Origin of the sequence: Providencia sp. PROV004 (assembly GCF_011045615.1) — a bacterium.
Classification (GTDB): Bacteria; Pseudomonadota; Gammaproteobacteria; order Enterobacterales; family Enterobacteriaceae; genus Providencia; species Providencia rettgeri.
In genome coordinates, this window is sequence record NZ_CP042859.1 from 1,500,921 (window position 1) to 1,519,365 (window position 18,445).

The following is an 18,445-nucleotide window of genomic DNA, read 5'->3' on the forward strand; positions in this document are numbered from 1 at the left end:
TATGCAATCATTTGATGTGGTTATCGCCGGTGGTGGTATGGTTGGGTTAGCACTCGCTTGTGGGCTTGAGGGGAGTGGGCTACGTGTTGCAGTAATTGAGAATCATCCACCTAAGGTACCATTTAGTGCAGCAGAACCGCACGCATTAAGGGTATCAGCTATTAATGCGGCAAGTGAAAAGTTACTGTCCCATTTAGGTGTTTGGTCAACGATTAAAGGAATGCGAGCTTCTGCATATAATGGCATGGAAGTTTGGGATAACGATAGTTTTGGGCGTATTACTTTTACCGCTCAAGAGCGCAACTTAACGCATTTAGGGCATATTGTTGAAAATAATGTCGTACGTGATGCACTATGGCAAAAGGCGTCGCAGCTTCGCGATGTGACATTATTAGCACCCGCAACGATTAAAAAAGTAGTGTGGGGAGAAAATGATGTTTTTATTACGTTAGATGATGAAAACATGTTAACAGCACGGTTAATTGTGGGGGCTGACGGGGCAAACTCGTGGTTGCGTAGTCATGCGGATATCCCATTAACCTTTTGGGATTATGAACATACCGCGTTAGTTGCTACGGTCCGAACTGAAAAACCTCACGAAGGTGTTGCTCGCCAAGCTTTTGATGGTAAAGGTATTTTGGCGTTTTTACCATTAAGTGACCCGCATCTTTGCTCGATTGTCTGGTCTCAGCCTGCTACTGAGGCAGCAAGGCGCCAGTCTTTAGAACCTACTGATTTTAATAAAGAATTGGCAGTTGCATTTGATATTCGTCTTGGTCTTTGCCAAGTGGAAAGTGATCGATTAACTATTCCATTAACTGGACGCTATGCAAGGCAATTTGCGGCGCAACGTTTAGCGTTGTTAGGGGATGCGGCTCATACCATCCATCCATTAGCGGGCCAAGGGGTTAACCTTGGTTTTATGGATGTCGCTATGCTGATTGGTGAAATTAAACGTTTGCACCGTGAAGGCAAAGATTTTGGTCAATATTTATACTTGCGTGACTATGAGCGTAGCCGTAAGCACAGTGCAGCGTTGATGTTAGCTGGTATGCAAGGCTTCCGTGAATTATTCGATGGTAATAACCCTGCGAAGAAGTTGCTGCGTGATATTGGGTTAGTATTAGCGGATAGCTTACCGGGGGTTAAACCTCAATTATTGAACCATGCGATGGGGCTGTTTGATATGCCTAAGTGGCTGGAACAACTCCAAGTTGAAGACTCTCTCTAAATTCCTTTCAGTAAAGGCACAATATTATCAATTGTGCCTTTTCTTTATTTATCTCAATACACATAGTGTCATCACTGATTTCTGTATAAGAAATAATCCTAATGACCTCGTTTTAATATGAGTCGTAGACCTCTTCTTTTATTTCCTGACTGAAAAAAACTAATTATATTCATTTTTCGCATTAGTTTTATTTATATTGCTATGGTGGGTTTTATTTATCAAGGCATCATTCAAATTCTAGTTTTGGTGATATTTTGCACCATTAGACTCTAAATGTAAGGGTTTTGAGTGATCATTCTCAATTATTTAACAAAAATCGCTGGCAAAATCAGAGCGCAATCAGTAATACAGAGGAATGGTAGCCCTATTTTTTTTTATAGAATAGAACCGCAAACAGTGGTAGGTTTTTAAAAAGTTATCGTTTGCGTCGGGTTAAAATTATCACGTGATTTTGTTGCAGATGGGTAATTTTCACCACGCAATCACCCTGTCATATTAATAATGTAAAGAGGGTATTCATGGTAAAGCAAACAACACTATATGATGAACATATAGCCTGCGGTGCAAAAATGGTCGATTTTCATGGTTGGATGATGCCGTTGCATTATGGTTCACAGATCAATGAACATAATTTTGTCAGAACCGAAGCAGGGATGTTTGATGTTTCCCATATGACTATTGTTGATTTACACGGCGAAGGCTGTCGTGATTTTCTGCGTTATCTTCTCGCCAACGATATCAATAAACTTACAGAGCAAGGTAAAGCCTTATATACAGGCATGCTGAATGCTTCTGGTGGTGTTATTGATGACCTGATTGTGTATTACCTCGCTGATGACTTTTATCGTCTCGTCGTCAACTCAGCAACACGTGATAAAGACCTCGCTTGGATTGAGCAGCATGCTAAAGGCTATGCTGTTGAAATTCGTGTTCGCGATGATTTAGCACTATTGGCTGTTCAAGGGCCACAAGCGCCAGAAAAAGTTCATTCATTACTCAGTGCGGAACAAAACAGTGCTATTGAAGGAATGAAACCATTTTATGGTGTTCAAGCAGGGGATTTGTTCATCGCAACCACTGGGTATACTGGTGAAAAAGGTTATGAAATTGCCCTGCCTAAAGAGCAGGTCGTTGAATTTTGGCATAAACTGCTTAAGTCTGGAGTTCACCCTGCGGGCTTAGGGGCACGTGATACCTTACGCCTTGAAGCCGGTATGAACCTATATGGGCAAGATATGGATGAAAGCATTTCTCCCCTTGCCGCGAATATGGGCTGGACGATCGCTTGGAAACCTGAAGATCGCCAATTTATTGGCCGTGAAGCATTGGAAAAATTACGCGAACAAGGTACTGAAAAACTTGTCGGTATTGTGATGCGTGAAAAAGGTATACTGCGTGCGGGGCAAGTTGTCCGCTTTACTGATGAACTTGGGAAACTACAAGAAGGGGTGATAACCAGTGGCTCTTTCTCGCCAACCCTTGGCTTTAGTATTGCGTTAGCGCGTGTCCCGAACGGAATTCAAGGCAAAGCAATTGTTGAAATCAGACAAAGAGAGATGCCAGTTGACGTCGTTAAACCGGGCTTTGTCCGTGAAGGAAAATGCTTAGTGTAATTTGGGCGAATCTAATTAATAAATTTAAAAATTGAGAGGCTAATGATGAGCAATACACCTAAAGAATTAATGTACACCCGTGAACATGAGTGGCTGCGCGATGAAGGTAATGGTGAGTTTACGGTTGGTATCACCGAACATGCGCAAGAAACGTTAGGTGACATGGTGTTTGTTGATTTACCCGAAGTAGGTACTGCAGTAAGTGCAGGTGATGACGTTGCAGTCGTCGAGTCAGTTAAAGCGGCATCCGATATTTACGCTCCTCTGAGTGGCGAAATTGTGGCGGTTAATGGCGAACTGAATGACGCGCCAGAACTTGTGAACGAACAGCCATACCAAGAAGGCTGGATTTTCCGTATTAAAGCATCCGATACCGCAGAGCTGGCGGATTTAATTGATGCGGCGGGTTATACCTCTATGATCGAAGCCGAAGAATAAAATCCTAGTCATATTTCTTCTTGTGGCGGCGTTGGCTTCGCTCATTCGCCCTAGTCACATACTGATGTATGCTCCTAGGGTCTTATTCGTTTGCCGCCTAGCCACAACGCAACCTATTTAGAATAAACACTTTTTAGTGATAGCCATGAGATGAGCTATTTAGAGGATTGATAAAATATAATTAGTAAGAAACAAGAAACAAGCAGCAATATCATTGATTTTAAGCGTTATCTCGCAAGTTCCGTAATAATCGCCCTACAACTTATGCATAGCAGACAAAGGATGGGAACACAGATATGTCGATGTCACTGAGTCAATTAGAAAACCGTTCAGAATTCATTTCGCGCCACATTGGTTCATCAGAACAACAATTAAAAACCATGTTAGACACCGTGGGTGCAACGTCATTAGATACTTTGATGGACAAAATTGTCCCTAAAGCCATTTTGCTTGCAGAGCCACCAAGAGTGGGTGGGGGAGCAACTGAGCAAGAAGCCTTAGCTGAATTAAAAGCGATAGCGTCACTCAATAAGCGCTACAAAAGCTACATTGGTATGGGGTATGCGCCTGCAGTGCTTCCGCCGGTTATTTTGCGTAATTTATTAGAAAACCCGGGTTGGTATACCGCTTATACGCCATACCAACCGGAGGTGTCACAAGGTCGTTTAGAATCATTATTGAATTTTCAACAGGTAACTATCGACCTTACTGGTTTAGACCTTGCCTCTGCGTCGTTATTAGATGAAGCCACTGCTGCGGCTGAAGCTATGGCAATGGCAAAACGGATCAGCAAACTGAAAGATGCAGAACGCTTTTTTGTAGCAGATGATGTTCATCCGCAAACGCTAGATGTCGTTCGCACGCGTGCGGGTACTTTTGGTTTTGAAGTGATTGTGGATAGCGCAGAGAAAGCATTGGAACACGAAGGTGTTTTTGGTGTGTTACTTCAGCAGGTTGGCTCGACAGGTAATGTCCATGACTACAGCGCGCTCTTTGCTCAGCTAAAAGAGCGTAAAATTGTCAGCTGTGTTGCTGCAGATATGATGGCACTAGTATTACTGACCGCACCGGGTAAGCAAGGGGCGGATATTGTCTTCGGTTCAGCGCAACGTTTTGGTGTTCCCATGGGTTATGGTGGACCTCATGCGGCATTTTTTGCGTGTCGTGACGAATTTAAACGGGCAATGCCGGGACGTATTATCGGTGTGTCTCGTGATGCGGCAGGTAATACTGCACTACGTATGGCGATGCAAACCCGTGAGCAGCATATTCGCCGTGAAAAAGCGAACTCGAATATTTGTACATCCCAAGTGCTGTTAGCCAATATTGCAGCCATGTATGCGGTTTATCATGGACCAAAAGGGCTGAAAATAATTGCAGAGCGCATTCATCGCTTTAGCTCTATTTTTGTCAAGGCATTAGCAGATGCAGGTTTCGTATCACGCCATAAAACTTGGTTTGATACACTTTGCATTGAAGTCGCAGACAAAACAGCAGTGCTAGCGCGTGCTGAAAAAGCCAAAGTGAATTTACGCACTGACATTCGTGGTGCAGTCGGTGTGACTTTTAGTGAAATCACGACCCGCCAAGATTTAAATGAATTGTTTGCAGTGATCACCGGTGTCGAAACTAAGCTGGATTTTGAAAAACTAGATCAGTCAGTTTCCGCGACAGAACAAGCAATTCCAAACACGATGAGACGTGATGATGAAATTTTAGTACATCCCAACTTTCATCGTTACCACAGTGAAACCGAAATGATGCGCTACATGCATAGCTTAGAGCGCAAAGATTTAGCATTAAACCAAGCTATGATCCCACTCGGTTCTTGTACCATGAAGCTTAATGCGGCTGCGGAAATGATCCCAATTACCTGGCCTGAATTTGGCGAGCTACATCCGTTTTGTCCACCTGAGCAGGCGCAAGGTTATCATCAAATGATAGAACAGCTTTCTCATTGGTTAGTACAATTGACCGGTTATGATGCGGTTTGTATGCAACCTAACTCAGGGGCTCAAGGTGAATATGCAGGTTTATTAGCTATTCGTCGTTACCATGAAAGTCGCAATGAAGGGGAGAGAAATATTTGTTTGATCCCAGCTTCTGCTCACGGTACTAATCCAGCTTCTGCGCATATGGCAGGTATGGAAGTGGTGGTAGTGCGTTGTGATGATGAAGGTAATATCGACTTAACTGATTTACGTGAAAAAGCCCAGCAACATAGCGAAGCTCTTTCTTGTGTGATGGTAACTTACCCATCAACCCACGGGGTATATGAAGAAAGTATTCGTGAAGTGTGTGAAATTATTCACCAATATGGCGGCCAAGTATACCTTGATGGCGCAAATATGAATGCTCAGGTTGGGTTAACAACTCCAGGCTTTATTGGTGCGGATGTTTCTCACCTAAATTTACATAAAACATTCTGTATTCCTCATGGCGGTGGTGGCCCAGGTATGGGGCCTATTGGTGTGAAAAAGCACTTAGCACCGTTCGTACCGGGGCACTCTGTGGTTGAGCAAGAAATGTTAACTGACCAAGGTGCGGTATCAGCCGCCCCATTTGGTAGTGCATCAATTTTGCCAATTAGCTGGATGTATATTCGTATGATGGGCTCTTATGGCTTACGCAAAGCCAGCCAAGTTGCCATTTTAAATGCTAACTATATTGCTAAGCGTCTTTCTGGTCGTTATGACATTTTATATACAGGGCAAGAAGGCTATGTGGCTCATGAGTGTATTGTCGATTTACGTCCGATTAAAAAAGACACGGGTATCAGTGAACTGGATATTGCTAAGCGTTTGATTGATTATGGTTTCCATGCACCAACCATGTCTTTCCCTGTGGCGGGAACATTAATGATTGAGCCGACAGAGTCTGAAAGTATTACGGAAATTGATCGGTTCATTGATGCTATGTTAGCTATCCGTGATGAAATTGACCAAGTAGTGAAAGGCCAATGGACGTTAGAAGATAACCCATTAGTGAATTCGCCTCATGTGCAAACAGAGTTAGCAGGGGAGTGGCCTCATAGTTATAGCCGTGAGCTTGCCGTATTCCCTACTGAACAAACGAAAGCGAATAAATATTGGCCTGCGGTAAAACGCCTTGATGATGTGTATGGGGACCGTCACCTACACTGTTCGTGCGTACCGATTGAAGATTATATGTAGGAATAAATCACACCTTTCATTAAATAGTGTGAATTAAATATGTTTTAGGCTTGATTTCGATAGTTTACTGAAATCAAGCCTTTATTTATGGATATTTCTAACCTAAATATTGTGAAATCCCCGTATAATTTTTACCTTGGTATAGCTTTTCCACTTCACCTGTTTCCATAACGACTTGGTAAACCCCTCCATTAAGGTCGGCGACATACATCAGTTTTGCTGGTTTATCATATGTCAGCCCAATTGCTTCTTTAAAACCACGGCTTATTACCTTGTAATGGCTTAATCCATCAGCAGTAATATTGGCACAATTTAAGCTATTACCATCGGGCTCAGCGCCTCTATCTGTCCAATATAAAATATGGGTTTCTTCATCAAGCAATAAATCAATAGGTTCGGGTAGGTCTTGAAGGAGCAATTGAATATCGTTTCGTTGATTGGCTGATTGTTGGGTTTTAGGCGTTAATGGCACCCTAAAGATACGACCTAAATTACCTTTAGGGGTTCCTTTTTGAGTCCAGTAGAGCCAATTATTTGCGACATCAACAGTAATGCCAACACATTGGTCTAAGATATCTACTTTATTGTGTTTATCTCGGGGTCTTGCTACATGGACGAATAAATTAGAACCATCGATATTACACGATGAAACCATACCTCCTTCACGGTCACACCAATATAATCGTTGATTCACTAAATCAAGATGTAATTGTTTTGGCGTTCTTATTTTTCCATTGCCTAATAGCATTTTTCTGCCAGTGCCATCAAAATTCATCACATTGATGGAGCCATCGTCAGCTTCATAATCATCCCCCATATTGCTCCAATAAATTAATCGATTAGCAGGGTCAATAGCAATGCCGTCAGGGGTTCCACCGAGTTCTTCGATAATTGGGATTGTTTGACGAGTTGATTTATTGAATTGAACTATAGCGGGTGAATGGACATCTAGTAGTAAAAGGTAAGGATTTGAATATTCATTGAATTTTTGCATTTTAAACCTCACAGGCAAATGTTCAATGATAAAGATAGGAGTGATATTAATAATTAGCAAGTTATTAATATTGGTATTTCTATATAAGTCGAGATTAATAATTATTAAAAAATATAAAGTGGTTTATTATTTAAATTAAAATAATGAATTAGTGAAAGGTATATCTTACTATGGGCAATAGATATTAGATTAGATGAGTGTAAAACGTTAAATGAAGCGGCTTTTCAGCCGCTTTGGGCGACAATTACAGCAACCAGCCTTTTTGCTGAGCTAGCTCCAATTGTAATTTAAGTTGTTGATAAAATTCAGGTAGGATCTGTTGAATATAATCACATTTACTGAGAACTTGTTCCAGACGAATGTGGTTTTCGACCCAGCTTTGCCCTTGATTGTGCAGGTTCATCAGCATTGGCATTGCTCGGTCAATGGCATTCGCATACACAGATTCCGGGGTTTCTAATGTATCATATTCATTCCATAAAGCTAGCAATGTTTCATTTTGCGGGCTAGGCAGTAAGTTAAAAATACGCTTAGCCGCTTTAACTTCTTCTTCATGAATAGCATCACGAGCGGCATTATCAAATACCAATACATCACCTGCGTCAATTTCCACAATGTCATGCACAAGGGCAAGTTTTATCGCATGTTCGATATTAACGCCTTGTACATAGGGTGCAAAACTCATGGCTGCAACCGCAAATTGCCAACTGTGTTCTGCTGTATTTTCTTGGCGTTCACGGTTCAATAACTTATTTTTACGATAAACACTTTTGAGTTTATCTAATTCCATCAAAAATTGGACGACTTCGGTAAAAGCCCCAAAATTAACCACCTCTACGGGCTTGCTACCTAATGCAGATGACATAAAAACTCCAATTAATTCTCTTCTAATGAATAAGGTAATGGTGCGATAGTTAGATGACTTTGCTCATCACCCATAACGCGGAAAACGCTATCGGCTTCCATATCGTTATTCATAATGACTTGTACATAGATTTCGCCACTACCTAAGCGAATTGCCGCTAGCACGGTTCCTGTACGGCGCCATTTATCACCAAGCTGCCATTCCACACCTTCACCAATAGCAGGAATGGTAGTGCCTGTGCCTTTTAAGGTATACATCGCACGTTTATTTGCACCGCGGAATTTTGCACGGGCAACCATTTCTTGACCGGTATAACAGCCTTTTTTAAAGCTAATACCATGAGGTAGGGCTTGTAAATTGGTTGCTTGAGGTAAATGTTGAGCACTGTTTTGTTGATCGATAACTGCAAACCCAGCTTCGATATCAAGGGCTAGCCATTGTTCATCATTGACCTGAATAGCACTCAAGGTTTGAGCCATTTTTTGTGCCGTTTCTTCGCTTGTGATCACCAGAAAACGCTCTGTGGGTAATGCAAAATGCAATATGGTAGAAGCGCCGTCAGTAACCACTTGGTTTTGGTCGTCTGGTAATGTAGTAAAGAGTGTTGCCAGCGCTTCTCTAGCGCCTTTACCTGCGACCCCGATTAATTTTAGGTCCGGTTTCTTTTCAAAAGTGACTTTCGAGAAAACAGCATATTTTTTCAGTTCAGCGAGTTGTGAATCGGCAACGCTAGTTCTTAATAGATAGGAATAGCCATCTAAGTGATGGAATAAGCGGAGGTCACTCCACATCTTACCTTTGGGATCACAGTGTGCTGTTAATGTGTGTGATTGTGTGAGTGTGGCAATATCCGCGGTCACTTGACCTTGCAGGTATTTTTCTGCGTCGGCGCCGTGAAGGTGAATAAGTTCCCAGTTTTCCAGTGAAATCAAAACGAGTGGTAAAGACTGAGATCCGAGAGGAAATTGCTGTGTACTATCAATGTGGTTAGTCATGATTTCACCTATTGTTCTTTGATAGATAAGGGTGCCTAATGGTAAAATAGCTAGATAACATTGCAAGTAGTTATTATGATGAACCTGTATTATCTAATAGTTTTTCATCAGCTGTTTGTAGAAAAACGGTATTTTACTACTAAAATTACAACTATGTAGTCTATAACATGTTTTCTTGGCGGATAATCTGTTAGAGTATGGAAAATAATCAATCTAATCAGTTAACTGCAAAAAAGGCCGTAGTAAAATGGATATTGAGAATAAAGCGCGAATTCATTGGGCATGCCGCCGTGGTATGCGTGAATTAGATATTTCAATCATGCCGTTTTTTGAGTATGAATATGATAACCTGACAACCCAAGATAAGCAGGTATTTGTTCGATTATTAGAATGTGCGGACCCTGACTTATTCAACTGGTTAATGAATCATGGCCGCCCAGATGATGACGAACTTTTTCGTATGATTAAACTGATTCAGGAAAAAAATAAAAATCGTGGTCCTGTGGAAATCTAATCTCTCCATTTCATGGAAAACTCAATTGTTCTCAACCTGTGTTCATGGGGTCATTGGGATGTTTTTGCTTCTGACTCCATGGTCTCCTGGTAACTCAATGATATGGCTGCCGCTACTAGTGGTTGTCGTTGCGAGTTGGGCAAAGAGTCAGAAAAATATCAGTAAAATAAAAGGGGTTGCTGTACTGGTTAATGGCAATAAGCTTCAGTGGAAGAAAAACGAGTGGCGAATACTGAAAGCACCTTGGCTTACTCGTTACGGCATATTGCTGACATTAGAAGCGTTACAAGGCAAACCGCAAAAGATCCATTTATGGGTAGCTAAAGACGCACTTTCGGAGGAAAATTGGCGTAATTTAAACCAGTTATTGCTGCAATACCCTGATATCTAGGCAACCAAGATCAACCGAATTGGTGGCCTAAATACCGCTAGGTGCCGCTCACTTTGGGTTATCGATGAGCAAGCAAACATCAGTTTGCATTATAATAGAGCTTCAATTTCCTGAAAAATCTGTACACACCATTGTGCGATGCGTTCATCGGTCTGTTCAAACTGGTGAACTTCATCTAATGCAAGCCCCACAAACATATCACCGGTTTCATTGAGTGGTTTAGGGCTATCAAAGGTATAGCCTTCGGTCGGCCAGAAGCCAACGAATTTAGCACCAGTTGGTTTTAGTTGATGGTAGAGCATGCCAAGGGCATCAAGAAACCACTCGCCATAATCTATTTGGTCACCAAGACCATACATCGCAATGATTGTATTTGCGAGGTTAAGATTGGGAAGCGCTTCCCAAATTTCAAGCCAATCTTCTTGTATTTCACCAAAATCCCACGTAGGTATTCCCAAAATAAGAACATCATACTGTTCCATTTCTGCCGGCGGTGTATCGTTAACGTTATGCAGTGTGACGAAATCATCGCCGAGAATATCACGTATTTTTTCTGCAACCATTTCGGTATAACAGGTACTAGAACCGTAAAAAAGACCTATTTTCATATATATTATTACTATGTCCAGCTATGGTTTTCATCACAAGAGATGTATTGTAACAGAAGCCGGCACATTCAGGCATAATAGAATCGTGTGGTATTATCGAAAGGAAGTAGATCTGTCGTGGAAACAAAACAACTTAATCCATTAATTGAACAATTTCTTGATACAATCTGGCTTGAACAAGATCTTGCTGAAAATACATTAGCTTCTTATCGTAATGATCTTCAATTATTAGATAAATGGCTTGATGTTCACCAGTTGCATTTAGAAAATGTTCAATCTATTGACTTACAATCTTTTTTTGCTGAACGCATTGATTGTGGATATAAAGCAACCAGTTCAGCACGTTTATTAAGTGCGATGCGTCGGTTATTTCAATATTTGTATCGGGAAAAAATTCGCCTGGATGACCCCTCCGCGGTCATTGCTGCACCCAAAATTCCGCAGCGTTTACCCAAAGATTTAAGTGAAAAACAAGTTGAAGATTTATTAAACGCCCCTGCTACCGAAGATGCTTTAGAGCTACGTGATAAAGCCATGTTAGAAGTGTTATATGCCTGTGGTTTGCGTGTATCTGAATTAATCGGTTTAACGTTCTCAGATATAAGTTTGCGGCAGGGAGTTATTCGTGTTGTCGGTAAAGGCGATAAAGAAAGATTGATTCCCTTGGGGGAAGAGGCAATATATTGGCTAGAGAAATACATTGATGAAGGTCGCCCTGATTTATTAAATGGCAAAACGAGCGATATTCTATTCCCAAGTAAACGTGGCACGAAAATGACTCGGCAAACGTTTTGGCACCGAATAAAATATTATGCCGTACTTGCTCATATTGACAGTGAGCTACTCTCACCGCATGTTCTAAGACACGCTTTTGCCACCCATTTACTCAACCATGGGGCCGATTTACGCGTGGTACAAATGTTGTTAGGTCATAGCGATCTATCAACCACACAAATTTATACTCATGTTGCGACTGAGCGGTTACGAGTATTGCATGAGCAGCATCATCCAAGGGGGTGATGCATGATTAAAGGACTATCTATGAAACGCAAATTGTTATTATTGGCTGCCGCATGTATTACGTCGTTTACTTCCACAGTCTATGGGGCAACGGAAGAAAAAGTTATCCGTGATACATTGGAAAAATACAATATGGTTGTTGAGGTGATTAAACCTTCACCCATTGTTGGGCTGAATGTGGTTGAAACATCAACTGGCGTTGTATACATCACAGATGACGGCAAGTATTTATTGCAAGGGCCAATTTATGATATGAGCGGTAAAAACCCGGTTAATATCAGTAACCAGCCGTTATTGAAAAAAGTAGAGGCGCTAAAAGATGAAATGATTATCTTTAAAGCTCCCCAAGAAAAGTATGTTGTGACCGTTTTTACCGATATTAGCTGTGGTTATTGTAAGAAATTACATGAGTCTGTTGATGAATTAAACCGCCAAGGTGTCACAGTGCGTTATCTGGCTTATCCACGCCAAGGCGCAGATAGTGACGTAGGGAAAAAAATGGCGTCTATCTGGTGTAATGGCCTACAACAAAAGGCATTAACTCAAGCGTTTAAAGGTGAGGACGTTGCGATCATTGATGACTGCAAAATTGACCTAAGTAAGCATATGAGTGTGGGTAATTTATTCAAAGTGACGGGAACCCCAGCAATCATCCTACCTGATGGGCAAATGCTACCTGGTTATATGAAACCGGATGCCCTTGTTCAATTACTCAACCAAAAATAGTTAATTATTGTGAATGTAGAAACGCTCTTACAACAAAGACAGCAACAAAGCTCTGCGGCTCAACTTCTTGGCTTGCCTGAACTTTTACAACGGATTTACCAACACCGAGGCATCACGGACATAACTCAGTTAGAGCGTAAAGCGGCTAATTTATTGGATTATCGGTCATTATCGGGTGTTGATAAGGCATTACCACTACTTTATCGCGCACTAAATGAGCATGAAGCTATTACTATTGTTGGTGATTTTGATGCCGACGGAGCAACAAGTACGGCATTAGCTATTCGAGCTTTAAAATCAATGGGATATAGAAATATCAACTATATCGTTCCGAACCGTTTTGAAAATGGCTATGGTTTAACGCCATTGGTTGTTGAAGAAGCCCGTAAACGTGGAACAAATCTCATTATAACGGTTGATAATGGCATTTCATCTCATGAAGGGGTTGGTGCCGCTAATCATTATGGAATGAATGTAATTATTACCGACCACCATCTGCCGGGGGAAACGTTGCCTGCTGCGGATGCGATAATCAACCCGAACTTAAATGAATGTTGCTTTGCATCTAAATCATTAGCGGGGGTAGGTGTCACATTTTATTTAATGTCAGCCTTACGTGCGTATTTACGTCAGCAAGGATGGTTTGCGAAACAAGGGCTTGCAGAGCCTAATTTAGCCGAATACCTTGATTTGGTTGCATTGGGAACCGTTGCCGATGTGGTGCCTCTTGATACCAATAACCGTATTTTAGTTCACCAAGGGCTAAATCGTGTTAGAGCAGGGCGTTGTTGTGCGGGAATTAAAGCCCTCGTTGAGGTTTCCAACCGCGATTTATCTAGGTTAGTGGCAAATGATTTTGGTTTTGCTCTTGGTCCTAGATTAAACGCGGCAGGTCGATTAGATGATATGTCAGTGAGTATTGAATTATTACTGACAGACGATATGGCATATGCAAGGGAACTGGCGAATGAGTTAGATGGGTTAAATCAAACTCGTCGTGAGATTGAAGCGGGTATGCAACAAGAAGCACTCGTGCTTTTTAATCAATTCGAATACGGTGAAAACCAGTTACCGAATGGCTTAGCCATATATCATCCTGAATGGCATCAAGGTGTTGTCGGTATACTCGCTTCAAGGATCAAAGAACAATATCATCGTCCGGTTATCGCATTTGCCCCTGCTGGTGATGGTTTATTAAAAGGTTCTGGCCGCTCTATTCAAGGTGTTCATATGCGGGATGCACTAGAACGATTAAATACGTTACAACCCGGTATCATGCAAAAATTTGGTGGGCATGCAATGGCTGCAGGTTTAACTTTACATGTTGATCAATTTGACGCCTTTAAACATCATTTCGAATTATTGATGGGTGAATTAGTTCAACCTGAGCAATTAGCTGGGGTGATCTGGAGTGATGGTGAACTTTCTCGCCATGAGTTTTGTTTAGAAACGGCTGAACTTATTCGAGAAAGTGGCCCGTGGGGGCAAGCATTTCCAGAACCTATTTTTGATGGCGAGTTTCAATTATTGCAGCAAAGGCTTGTTGGTGAACGTCATCTGAAACTGATGCTAGAGCCTGTGAATGGTGGGCCAATGTTAGATGCAATCATGTTTAATATTGATGTCCGTAGATGGCCAGACAACAGTGTCAAAAAAGCTAAAATAGCCTTTAAATTAGACGTAAACGAATATCGTGGCCAAAGAAACGTACAATTAATGATTGAGCATATTTGGCCGGATTAAGCTGGTAATAAACCAGAAGAATAACCAGTAAATAGCGTTTGATGGCGCTATAAACATGAGATAAATTCCGCTATACTAAGCGGTTTGTGAATAAAAAATTATTTTTGACTAACCATAAGATATTGAAAAATGACGTTTGAAATAAACCCAGTAAAAAGTAAGATTCAGGACCTGTCTGAACGGACAGTGGTTCTGAGGGGGTATCTTTGACTATGATGCCAAGAAAGAACGCTTAGAAGAAGTCAACGCTGAGCTTGAACAGCCAGATGTCTGGAATGAACCCGAGAGAGCACAAGCCCTTGGTAAAGAACGCTCATCGCTTGAGGCAATTGTTGAAACGATTGACCAGATGATGCAAGGCCTTGAAGATGTTGAAGGTTTATTAGAGCTAGCGGTTGAAGCTGATGATGAAGACACATTCAATGAAGCAGAAGCTGAATTAGAGCAATTACAAGGCAAGTTAGAGCAACTTGAATTTCGTCGTATGTTCTCAGGCGAATACGATAGCGCAGACTGCTACATTGACTTACAAGCGGGTTCTGGCGGTACTGAGGCTCAAGATTGGGCAAGTATGTTATTACGCATGTACTTGCGTTGGGCCGAGTCAAAGGGCTTTAAAACCGAAATTATCGAAGAGTCTGATGGTGATGTTGCCGGGCTAAAATCGGCAACGGTCAAAATTATTGGTGACTATGCCTACGGATGGTTAAGAACGGAAACGGGTGTTCACCGTTTGGTTCGTAAGAGCCCGTTTGACTCGGGTGGGCGTCGCCATACTTCTTTTAGTTCTGCGTTTATTTATCCTGAAGTTGATGATGATATTGATATCGAAATCAATCCAGCAGATTTGCGTATCGATGTGTACCGTGCATCTGGTGCTGGTGGGCAGCACGTAAACAAAACGGAATCAGCGGTACGTATCACACATATTCCAACCAATATTGTGACGCAATGCCAGAATGACCGTTCGCAGCATAAAAATAAAGACCAAGCTATGCGCCAGTTAAAAGCGAAGCTATACGAACTGGAAATGCAAAAGAAAAATGCAGATAAGCAAGCGATGGAAGAGAACAAGTCTGATATTGGCTGGGGAAGCCAGATTCGTTCTTATGTCCTTGATGATGCAAGAATTAAAGATTTACGTACTGGTGTGGAAACGCGTAACACGCAAGCCGTACTGGATGGTGATTTGGATAAATTCATTGAAGCTAGTTTAAAAGCTGGCCTGTGAGGGAAAAATGTCTCAGGAACAACAAGGTGTTGAACAAGCACCTGATTTGAATAACGAACTTAAAGCCCGTAAAGAAAAATTAGCGGCACTGCGTGAAAAGGGTATTCCATTTCCAAATGATTTTCGTCGTGAAGATATTTCCGACAAAATTCATGCTCAATATGATGATAAAACATCCGAAGAGCTTGAAGACTTAAATATCGAAGTATCGATTGCTGGCCGTATGATGACGCGTCGTATCATGGGTAAAGCGTCATTTGCCACGCTACAGGACGTTGGTGGACGCATTCAAATTTATGTATCGCGTGATGACTTGGCAGAAGGCATCTATAACGAACAGTTTAAAAAATGGGACTTAGGCGATATCTTAGGTGCTAAAGGCCGTTTGTTTAAAACCAAAACTGGCGAGTTAACTGTTCATTGTCATGAAGTTCGTTTATTAACCAAAGCATTGCGTCCATTACCTGACAAATTCCACGGTCTATCAGACCAAGAAACACGTTACCGTCAGCGTTACCTTGATTTAATTGCGAATGATGAATCTCGTCATACTTTTATTGTTCGCTCGAAGATCCTCGCTGAAGTACGTAACTTTATGGTTAGCTACGGTTTTATGGAAGTGGAAACACCGATGATGCAAGTCATTCCAGGTGGTGCTTCTGCACGTCCATTTGTGACTCACCATAATGCATTAGATATCGATATGTATTTGCGTATTGCGCCTGAATTATACCTCAAGCGCTTAGTTGTGGGTGGTTTTGAACGAGTATTTGAAATTAACCGTAACTTCCGTAATGAAGGGCTATCTCCACGTCATAACCCAGAGTTCACTATGATGGAACTCTATATGGCTTATGCGGATTACCGTGACTTAATCGCGTTGACAGAAGATTTATTCCGTACACTGACACAAAAAGTATTAGGTAATACCGTAGTTCAGTATGGCGAGCAAGAGTTTGATTTTGGTAAACCTTTTGCCAAACTCACCATGAAAGAAGCGATTTGCAAATATCGCCCAGAAACCAATGTTGCTGATTTGGATGATATGGATAAAGCGGTGGCGATTGCTCAGTCTATCGGTATTAAGATTGAAAAGAGCTGGGGCTTAGGCCGTATTCAGTGTGAAATTTTTGAAGAAGTTGCAGAAAGCCACTTGATTCAGCCAACATTTATTACTGAGTATCCAGCTGAAGTTTCACCATTAGCACGCCGTAACGATGACAACCCATTCATTACTGACCGTTTTGAATTCTTCATTGGTGGCCGTGAAATTGGTAACGGCTTCTCGGAATTAAATGATGCAGAAGACCAAGCTGAGCGTTTTGCTGAGCAAGTTCGTCAAAAAGACGAAGGTGATGATGAGGCAATGTTCTATGATGAAGACTATGTTACTGCATTAGAACATGGTTTACCGCCAACGGCCGGTTTAGGTATTGGTATTGACCGTATGGTGATGTTATTCACTAATAGCCATACTATTCGTGATGTTATTTTATTCCCTGCTTTACGTCCTAGCAAAGCTTAAATGCATTATGCCCGGTTAATTCCGGGCATATATTTATAAGCTATCAATATTACTCTTCACATGTTTTATTCAAGTGGTCATTTTAGTTAAAAAATAAAACACCATTTACTAGACGTTAAATGAGTAACGTAAAATGAAATCACTGAAAAGTTTTTTTTTAGTGATTATGACTATGTAATCACTATGTTTTAATTAAAAATAAATTTGAGTTACGAATCGTATCAATTTAATATAAGTAATTCTGACAGATAACTGCTATGCTTTATTACGTAGTTGAATGTCTATAAATACGTTTTTTGATAAAAAATTGATTCTATTTATAATTTTTAATTACTGTTAACCTGTAGAATTGAATTAAGCAGGTTACCCATATTTGGTGTGATGGCGATTATTTTCATGTCATAGGCTTAAATGTGTCAGCAGCTTGATAAATGAAATAAGATTTTTTGTTAGCTAGCATTTTATTTGTTAACAATTGTTTCAGATGACAGAACTAAAATAAGAGTTTACTTGAAAGGTATTGAATTGCTAGTAAGGTTTACCAAGTAACCTAATCGTTATCTGACATAAAATAATAAAAAATTCCGAAAAAGGTGTTAATTTACTCCTTTATTGGACGACTAGTGAGAATTAGCTCATAAAATTAATGAAAATATAGCAATAAAATAATTTTAAAACTAAAGTTAAGTTAATCATAAATTTATGAGATGACTCTATTTCTACGTTCGGACTTATAGAAAATAGCTAATTTTTAGCTTACACTAGGTTTTTTGGACATCATTATAATAGCGAAGAAAAGTGCTGGTAAGGTAACCATATGTTTTTAAAAAATAAATTTCATGTTGCATCTTTGCTTATAGCAGGTACAGCTCTTCTTTCAGGTTGTACATTTGGCTCAGACACATACAATACAGCAACACCGAATACCCCAAGTAAACAGACAGTCAATGCAAGTACCGCTCAGCCAGTAACACAACCAACTGCGGATACGAATTCAGGCCAGACTGATAACACATACCCTGAATCTCAAAAAGTTTTAAATAGTGCCATTAGTCGTACACCAATAGCATCAACAAGCTATGGTGAAAATGGTGCTGATCAGCAATCATTTGCCCATTTAAATACGTGTGTTAAAGAATTAAACGCGCTCAAAACACTCTCACCTAAAGATTACAATCGCTTAGTAGGTTCATTTAAAGAAGTTAGCGAAATCAACCGTCTATATCGACAAGTTGAAAGTACTGCTAGCCCAGACACAATTGAATTATTACAAATGGCGATCGAATCCAAAACTAAAGTGTTGTGCGCAAAAGTTCGTTATAACTCAGTATTGTCTACCGAATCAACATTGAAGAAAATTAGTGGATTATGAGAATAA

Annotated in this window: 16 protein-coding genes; 12 read left to right on the top strand and 4 right to left on the bottom strand. The window is 40.8% G+C overall.

Annotated elements, in window-relative coordinates:
* Position 1 precedes the first annotated feature (1 nt).
* From ubiI to gcvP, 4 genes are all read left to right on the top strand, one after another.
* Positions 2-1,231: an FAD-dependent 2-octaprenylphenol hydroxylase gene (gene ubiI / locus FVA69_RS06545; protein ID WP_004913057.1), complete on the top strand. Its 1,230-nt coding sequence runs from the start codon at positions 2-4 to the stop codon at positions 1,229-1,231.
* Between the two features lie 518 nt (positions 1,232-1,749).
* Positions 1,750-2,844: a glycine cleavage system aminomethyltransferase GcvT gene (gcvT, locus tag FVA69_RS06550; protein WP_164528561.1), complete on the top strand. Its 1,095-nt coding sequence runs from the start codon at positions 1,750-1,752 to the stop codon at positions 2,842-2,844.
* Between the two features lie 45 nt (positions 2,845-2,889).
* Positions 2,890-3,282 carry a glycine cleavage system protein GcvH gene (gene gcvH / locus FVA69_RS06555; protein ID WP_123382449.1) on the top strand — a complete coding sequence of 131 codons (393 nt, stop codon included), beginning with the start codon at positions 2,890-2,892 and terminating at the stop codon, positions 3,280-3,282.
* A gap of 296 nt (positions 3,283-3,578) precedes the next feature.
* Positions 3,579-6,455, top strand: a complete 2,877-nt coding sequence (gene gcvP / locus FVA69_RS06560) for an aminomethyl-transferring glycine dehydrogenase (RefSeq protein WP_004913047.1) — start codon at positions 3,579-3,581, stop codon at positions 6,453-6,455.
* Positions 6,456-6,552: 97 nt separating this feature from the next.
* On the opposite strand, the gene FVA69_RS06565 is transcribed toward gcvP, so the two are convergent.
* The 3 genes from FVA69_RS06565 to ygfZ form a co-directional block, all read right to left on the bottom strand.
* Positions 6,553-7,449, bottom strand: coding sequence for a YncE family protein (locus FVA69_RS06565; RefSeq protein WP_164528562.1), 897 nt, complete (start codon positions 7,447-7,449; stop codon positions 6,553-6,555).
* A gap of 244 nt (positions 7,450-7,693) precedes the next feature.
* On the bottom strand, positions 7,694-8,314 hold the full coding sequence (locus FVA69_RS06570; protein ID WP_164528563.1) for an HD domain-containing protein: 621 nt from the start codon (positions 8,312-8,314) through the stop codon (positions 7,694-7,696).
* A gap of 11 nt (positions 8,315-8,325) precedes the next feature.
* Complete coding sequence (gene ygfZ, locus FVA69_RS06575) at positions 8,326-9,309, bottom strand: tRNA-modifying protein YgfZ (RefSeq protein WP_164528564.1); 984 nt, start codon at positions 9,307-9,309, stop codon at positions 8,326-8,328.
* A 247-nt stretch (positions 9,310-9,556) separates the two neighbouring features.
* Between ygfZ and sdhE the strand changes: the two genes are divergently transcribed.
* Together sdhE and FVA69_RS06585 are read left to right on the top strand one after the other, a co-directional pair.
* Positions 9,557-9,823: an FAD assembly factor SdhE gene (gene sdhE, locus FVA69_RS06580; RefSeq protein ID WP_004913039.1), complete on the top strand. Its 267-nt coding sequence runs from the start codon at positions 9,557-9,559 to the stop codon at positions 9,821-9,823.
* Complete coding sequence (locus tag FVA69_RS06585) at positions 9,804-10,214, top strand: protein YgfX (RefSeq protein ID WP_042851636.1); 411 nt, start codon at positions 9,804-9,806, stop codon at positions 10,212-10,214. Before sdhE ends, FVA69_RS06585 begins: the two co-directional genes overlap by 20 nt.
* A gap of 89 nt (positions 10,215-10,303) precedes the next feature.
* On the opposite strand, the gene fldB is transcribed toward FVA69_RS06585, so the two are convergent.
* Positions 10,304-10,822 carry a flavodoxin FldB gene (gene fldB / locus FVA69_RS06590; protein WP_164528565.1) on the bottom strand — a complete coding sequence of 173 codons (519 nt, stop codon included), beginning with the start codon at positions 10,820-10,822 and terminating at the stop codon, positions 10,304-10,306.
* Positions 10,823-10,939: 117 nt separating this feature from the next.
* Here fldB and xerD point away from each other — a divergent pair, with 117 nt between their 5' ends.
* The 6 genes from xerD to FVA69_RS06620 all read left to right on the top strand — a co-directional run bounded on the left by xerD (position 10,940) and on the right by FVA69_RS06620 (position 18,439).
* Complete coding sequence (gene xerD / locus FVA69_RS06595; protein WP_164528566.1) at positions 10,940-11,842, top strand: site-specific tyrosine recombinase XerD; 903 nt, start codon at positions 10,940-10,942, stop codon at positions 11,840-11,842.
* Positions 11,843-11,863: 21 nt separating this feature from the next.
* Positions 11,864-12,568 (top strand): bifunctional protein-disulfide isomerase/oxidoreductase DsbC, encoded by a 705-nt coding sequence (gene dsbC / locus FVA69_RS06600; RefSeq protein WP_164528567.1) that lies wholly within the window; start codon positions 11,864-11,866, stop codon positions 12,566-12,568.
* 9 nt (positions 12,569-12,577) lie between these two features.
* Positions 12,578-14,311: a single-stranded-DNA-specific exonuclease RecJ gene (recJ, locus tag FVA69_RS06605; RefSeq protein WP_164528568.1), complete on the top strand. Its 1,734-nt coding sequence runs from the start codon at positions 12,578-12,580 to the stop codon at positions 14,309-14,311.
* 129 nt (positions 14,312-14,440) lie between these two features.
* Positions 14,441-15,542 (top strand): peptide chain release factor 2 gene (gene prfB, locus FVA69_RS06610; protein ID WP_109912913.1). Its coding sequence is split into 2 segments (ribosomal slippage): positions 14,441-14,518 and positions 14,520-15,542, totalling 1,101 coding nucleotides; the frame shifts between segments, so codons are not numbered across the junction.
* Between the two features lie 7 nt (positions 15,543-15,549).
* Positions 15,550-17,067, top strand: a complete 1,518-nt coding sequence (gene lysS, locus FVA69_RS06615) for a lysine--tRNA ligase (RefSeq protein ID WP_115166895.1) — start codon at positions 15,550-15,552, stop codon at positions 17,065-17,067.
* An 817-nt stretch (positions 17,068-17,884) separates the two neighbouring features.
* On the top strand, positions 17,885-18,439 hold the full coding sequence (locus tag FVA69_RS06620; protein ID WP_109912911.1) for a hypothetical protein: 555 nt from the start codon (positions 17,885-17,887) through the stop codon (positions 18,437-18,439).
* Positions 18,440-18,445: the final 6 nt, after the last annotated feature.

Bases quoted from the DNA above. Each gene is read 5' to 3' on its own strand.
- gcvH (WP_123382449.1), top strand. From the start codon at position 2,890: ATGAGCAATACACCTAAAGAATTAATGTACACCCGTGAACATGAGTGG.
- lysS (WP_115166895.1), top strand. From the start codon at position 15,550: ATGTCTCAGGAACAACAAGGTGTTGAACAAGCACCTGATTTGAATAAC.
- sdhE (WP_004913039.1), top strand. From the start codon at position 9,557: ATGGATATTGAGAATAAAGCGCGAATTCATTGGGCATGCCGCCGTGGT.
- FVA69_RS06565 (WP_164528562.1), bottom strand. From the start codon at position 7,449: ATGCAAAAATTCAATGAATATTCAAATCCTTACCTTTTACTACTAGAT.
- ygfZ (WP_164528564.1), bottom strand. From the start codon at position 9,309: ATGACTAACCACATTGATAGTACACAGCAATTTCCTCTCGGATCTCAG.
- FVA69_RS06570 (WP_164528563.1), bottom strand. From the start codon at position 8,314: ATGTCATCTGCATTAGGTAGCAAGCCCGTAGAGGTGGTTAATTTTGGG.
- gcvT (WP_164528561.1), top strand. From the start codon at position 1,750: ATGGTAAAGCAAACAACACTATATGATGAACATATAGCCTGCGGTGCA.
- dsbC (WP_164528567.1), top strand. From the start codon at position 11,864: ATGAAACGCAAATTGTTATTATTGGCTGCCGCATGTATTACGTCGTTT.
- FVA69_RS06620 (WP_109912911.1), top strand. From the start codon at position 17,885: ATGTTTTTAAAAAATAAATTTCATGTTGCATCTTTGCTTATAGCAGGT.
- fldB (WP_164528565.1), bottom strand. From the start codon at position 10,822: ATGAAAATAGGTCTTTTTTACGGTTCTAGTACCTGTTATACCGAAATG.
- gcvP (WP_004913047.1), top strand. From the start codon at position 3,579: ATGTCGATGTCACTGAGTCAATTAGAAAACCGTTCAGAATTCATTTCG.
- ubiI (WP_004913057.1), top strand. From the start codon at position 2: ATGCAATCATTTGATGTGGTTATCGCCGGTGGTGGTATGGTTGGGTTA.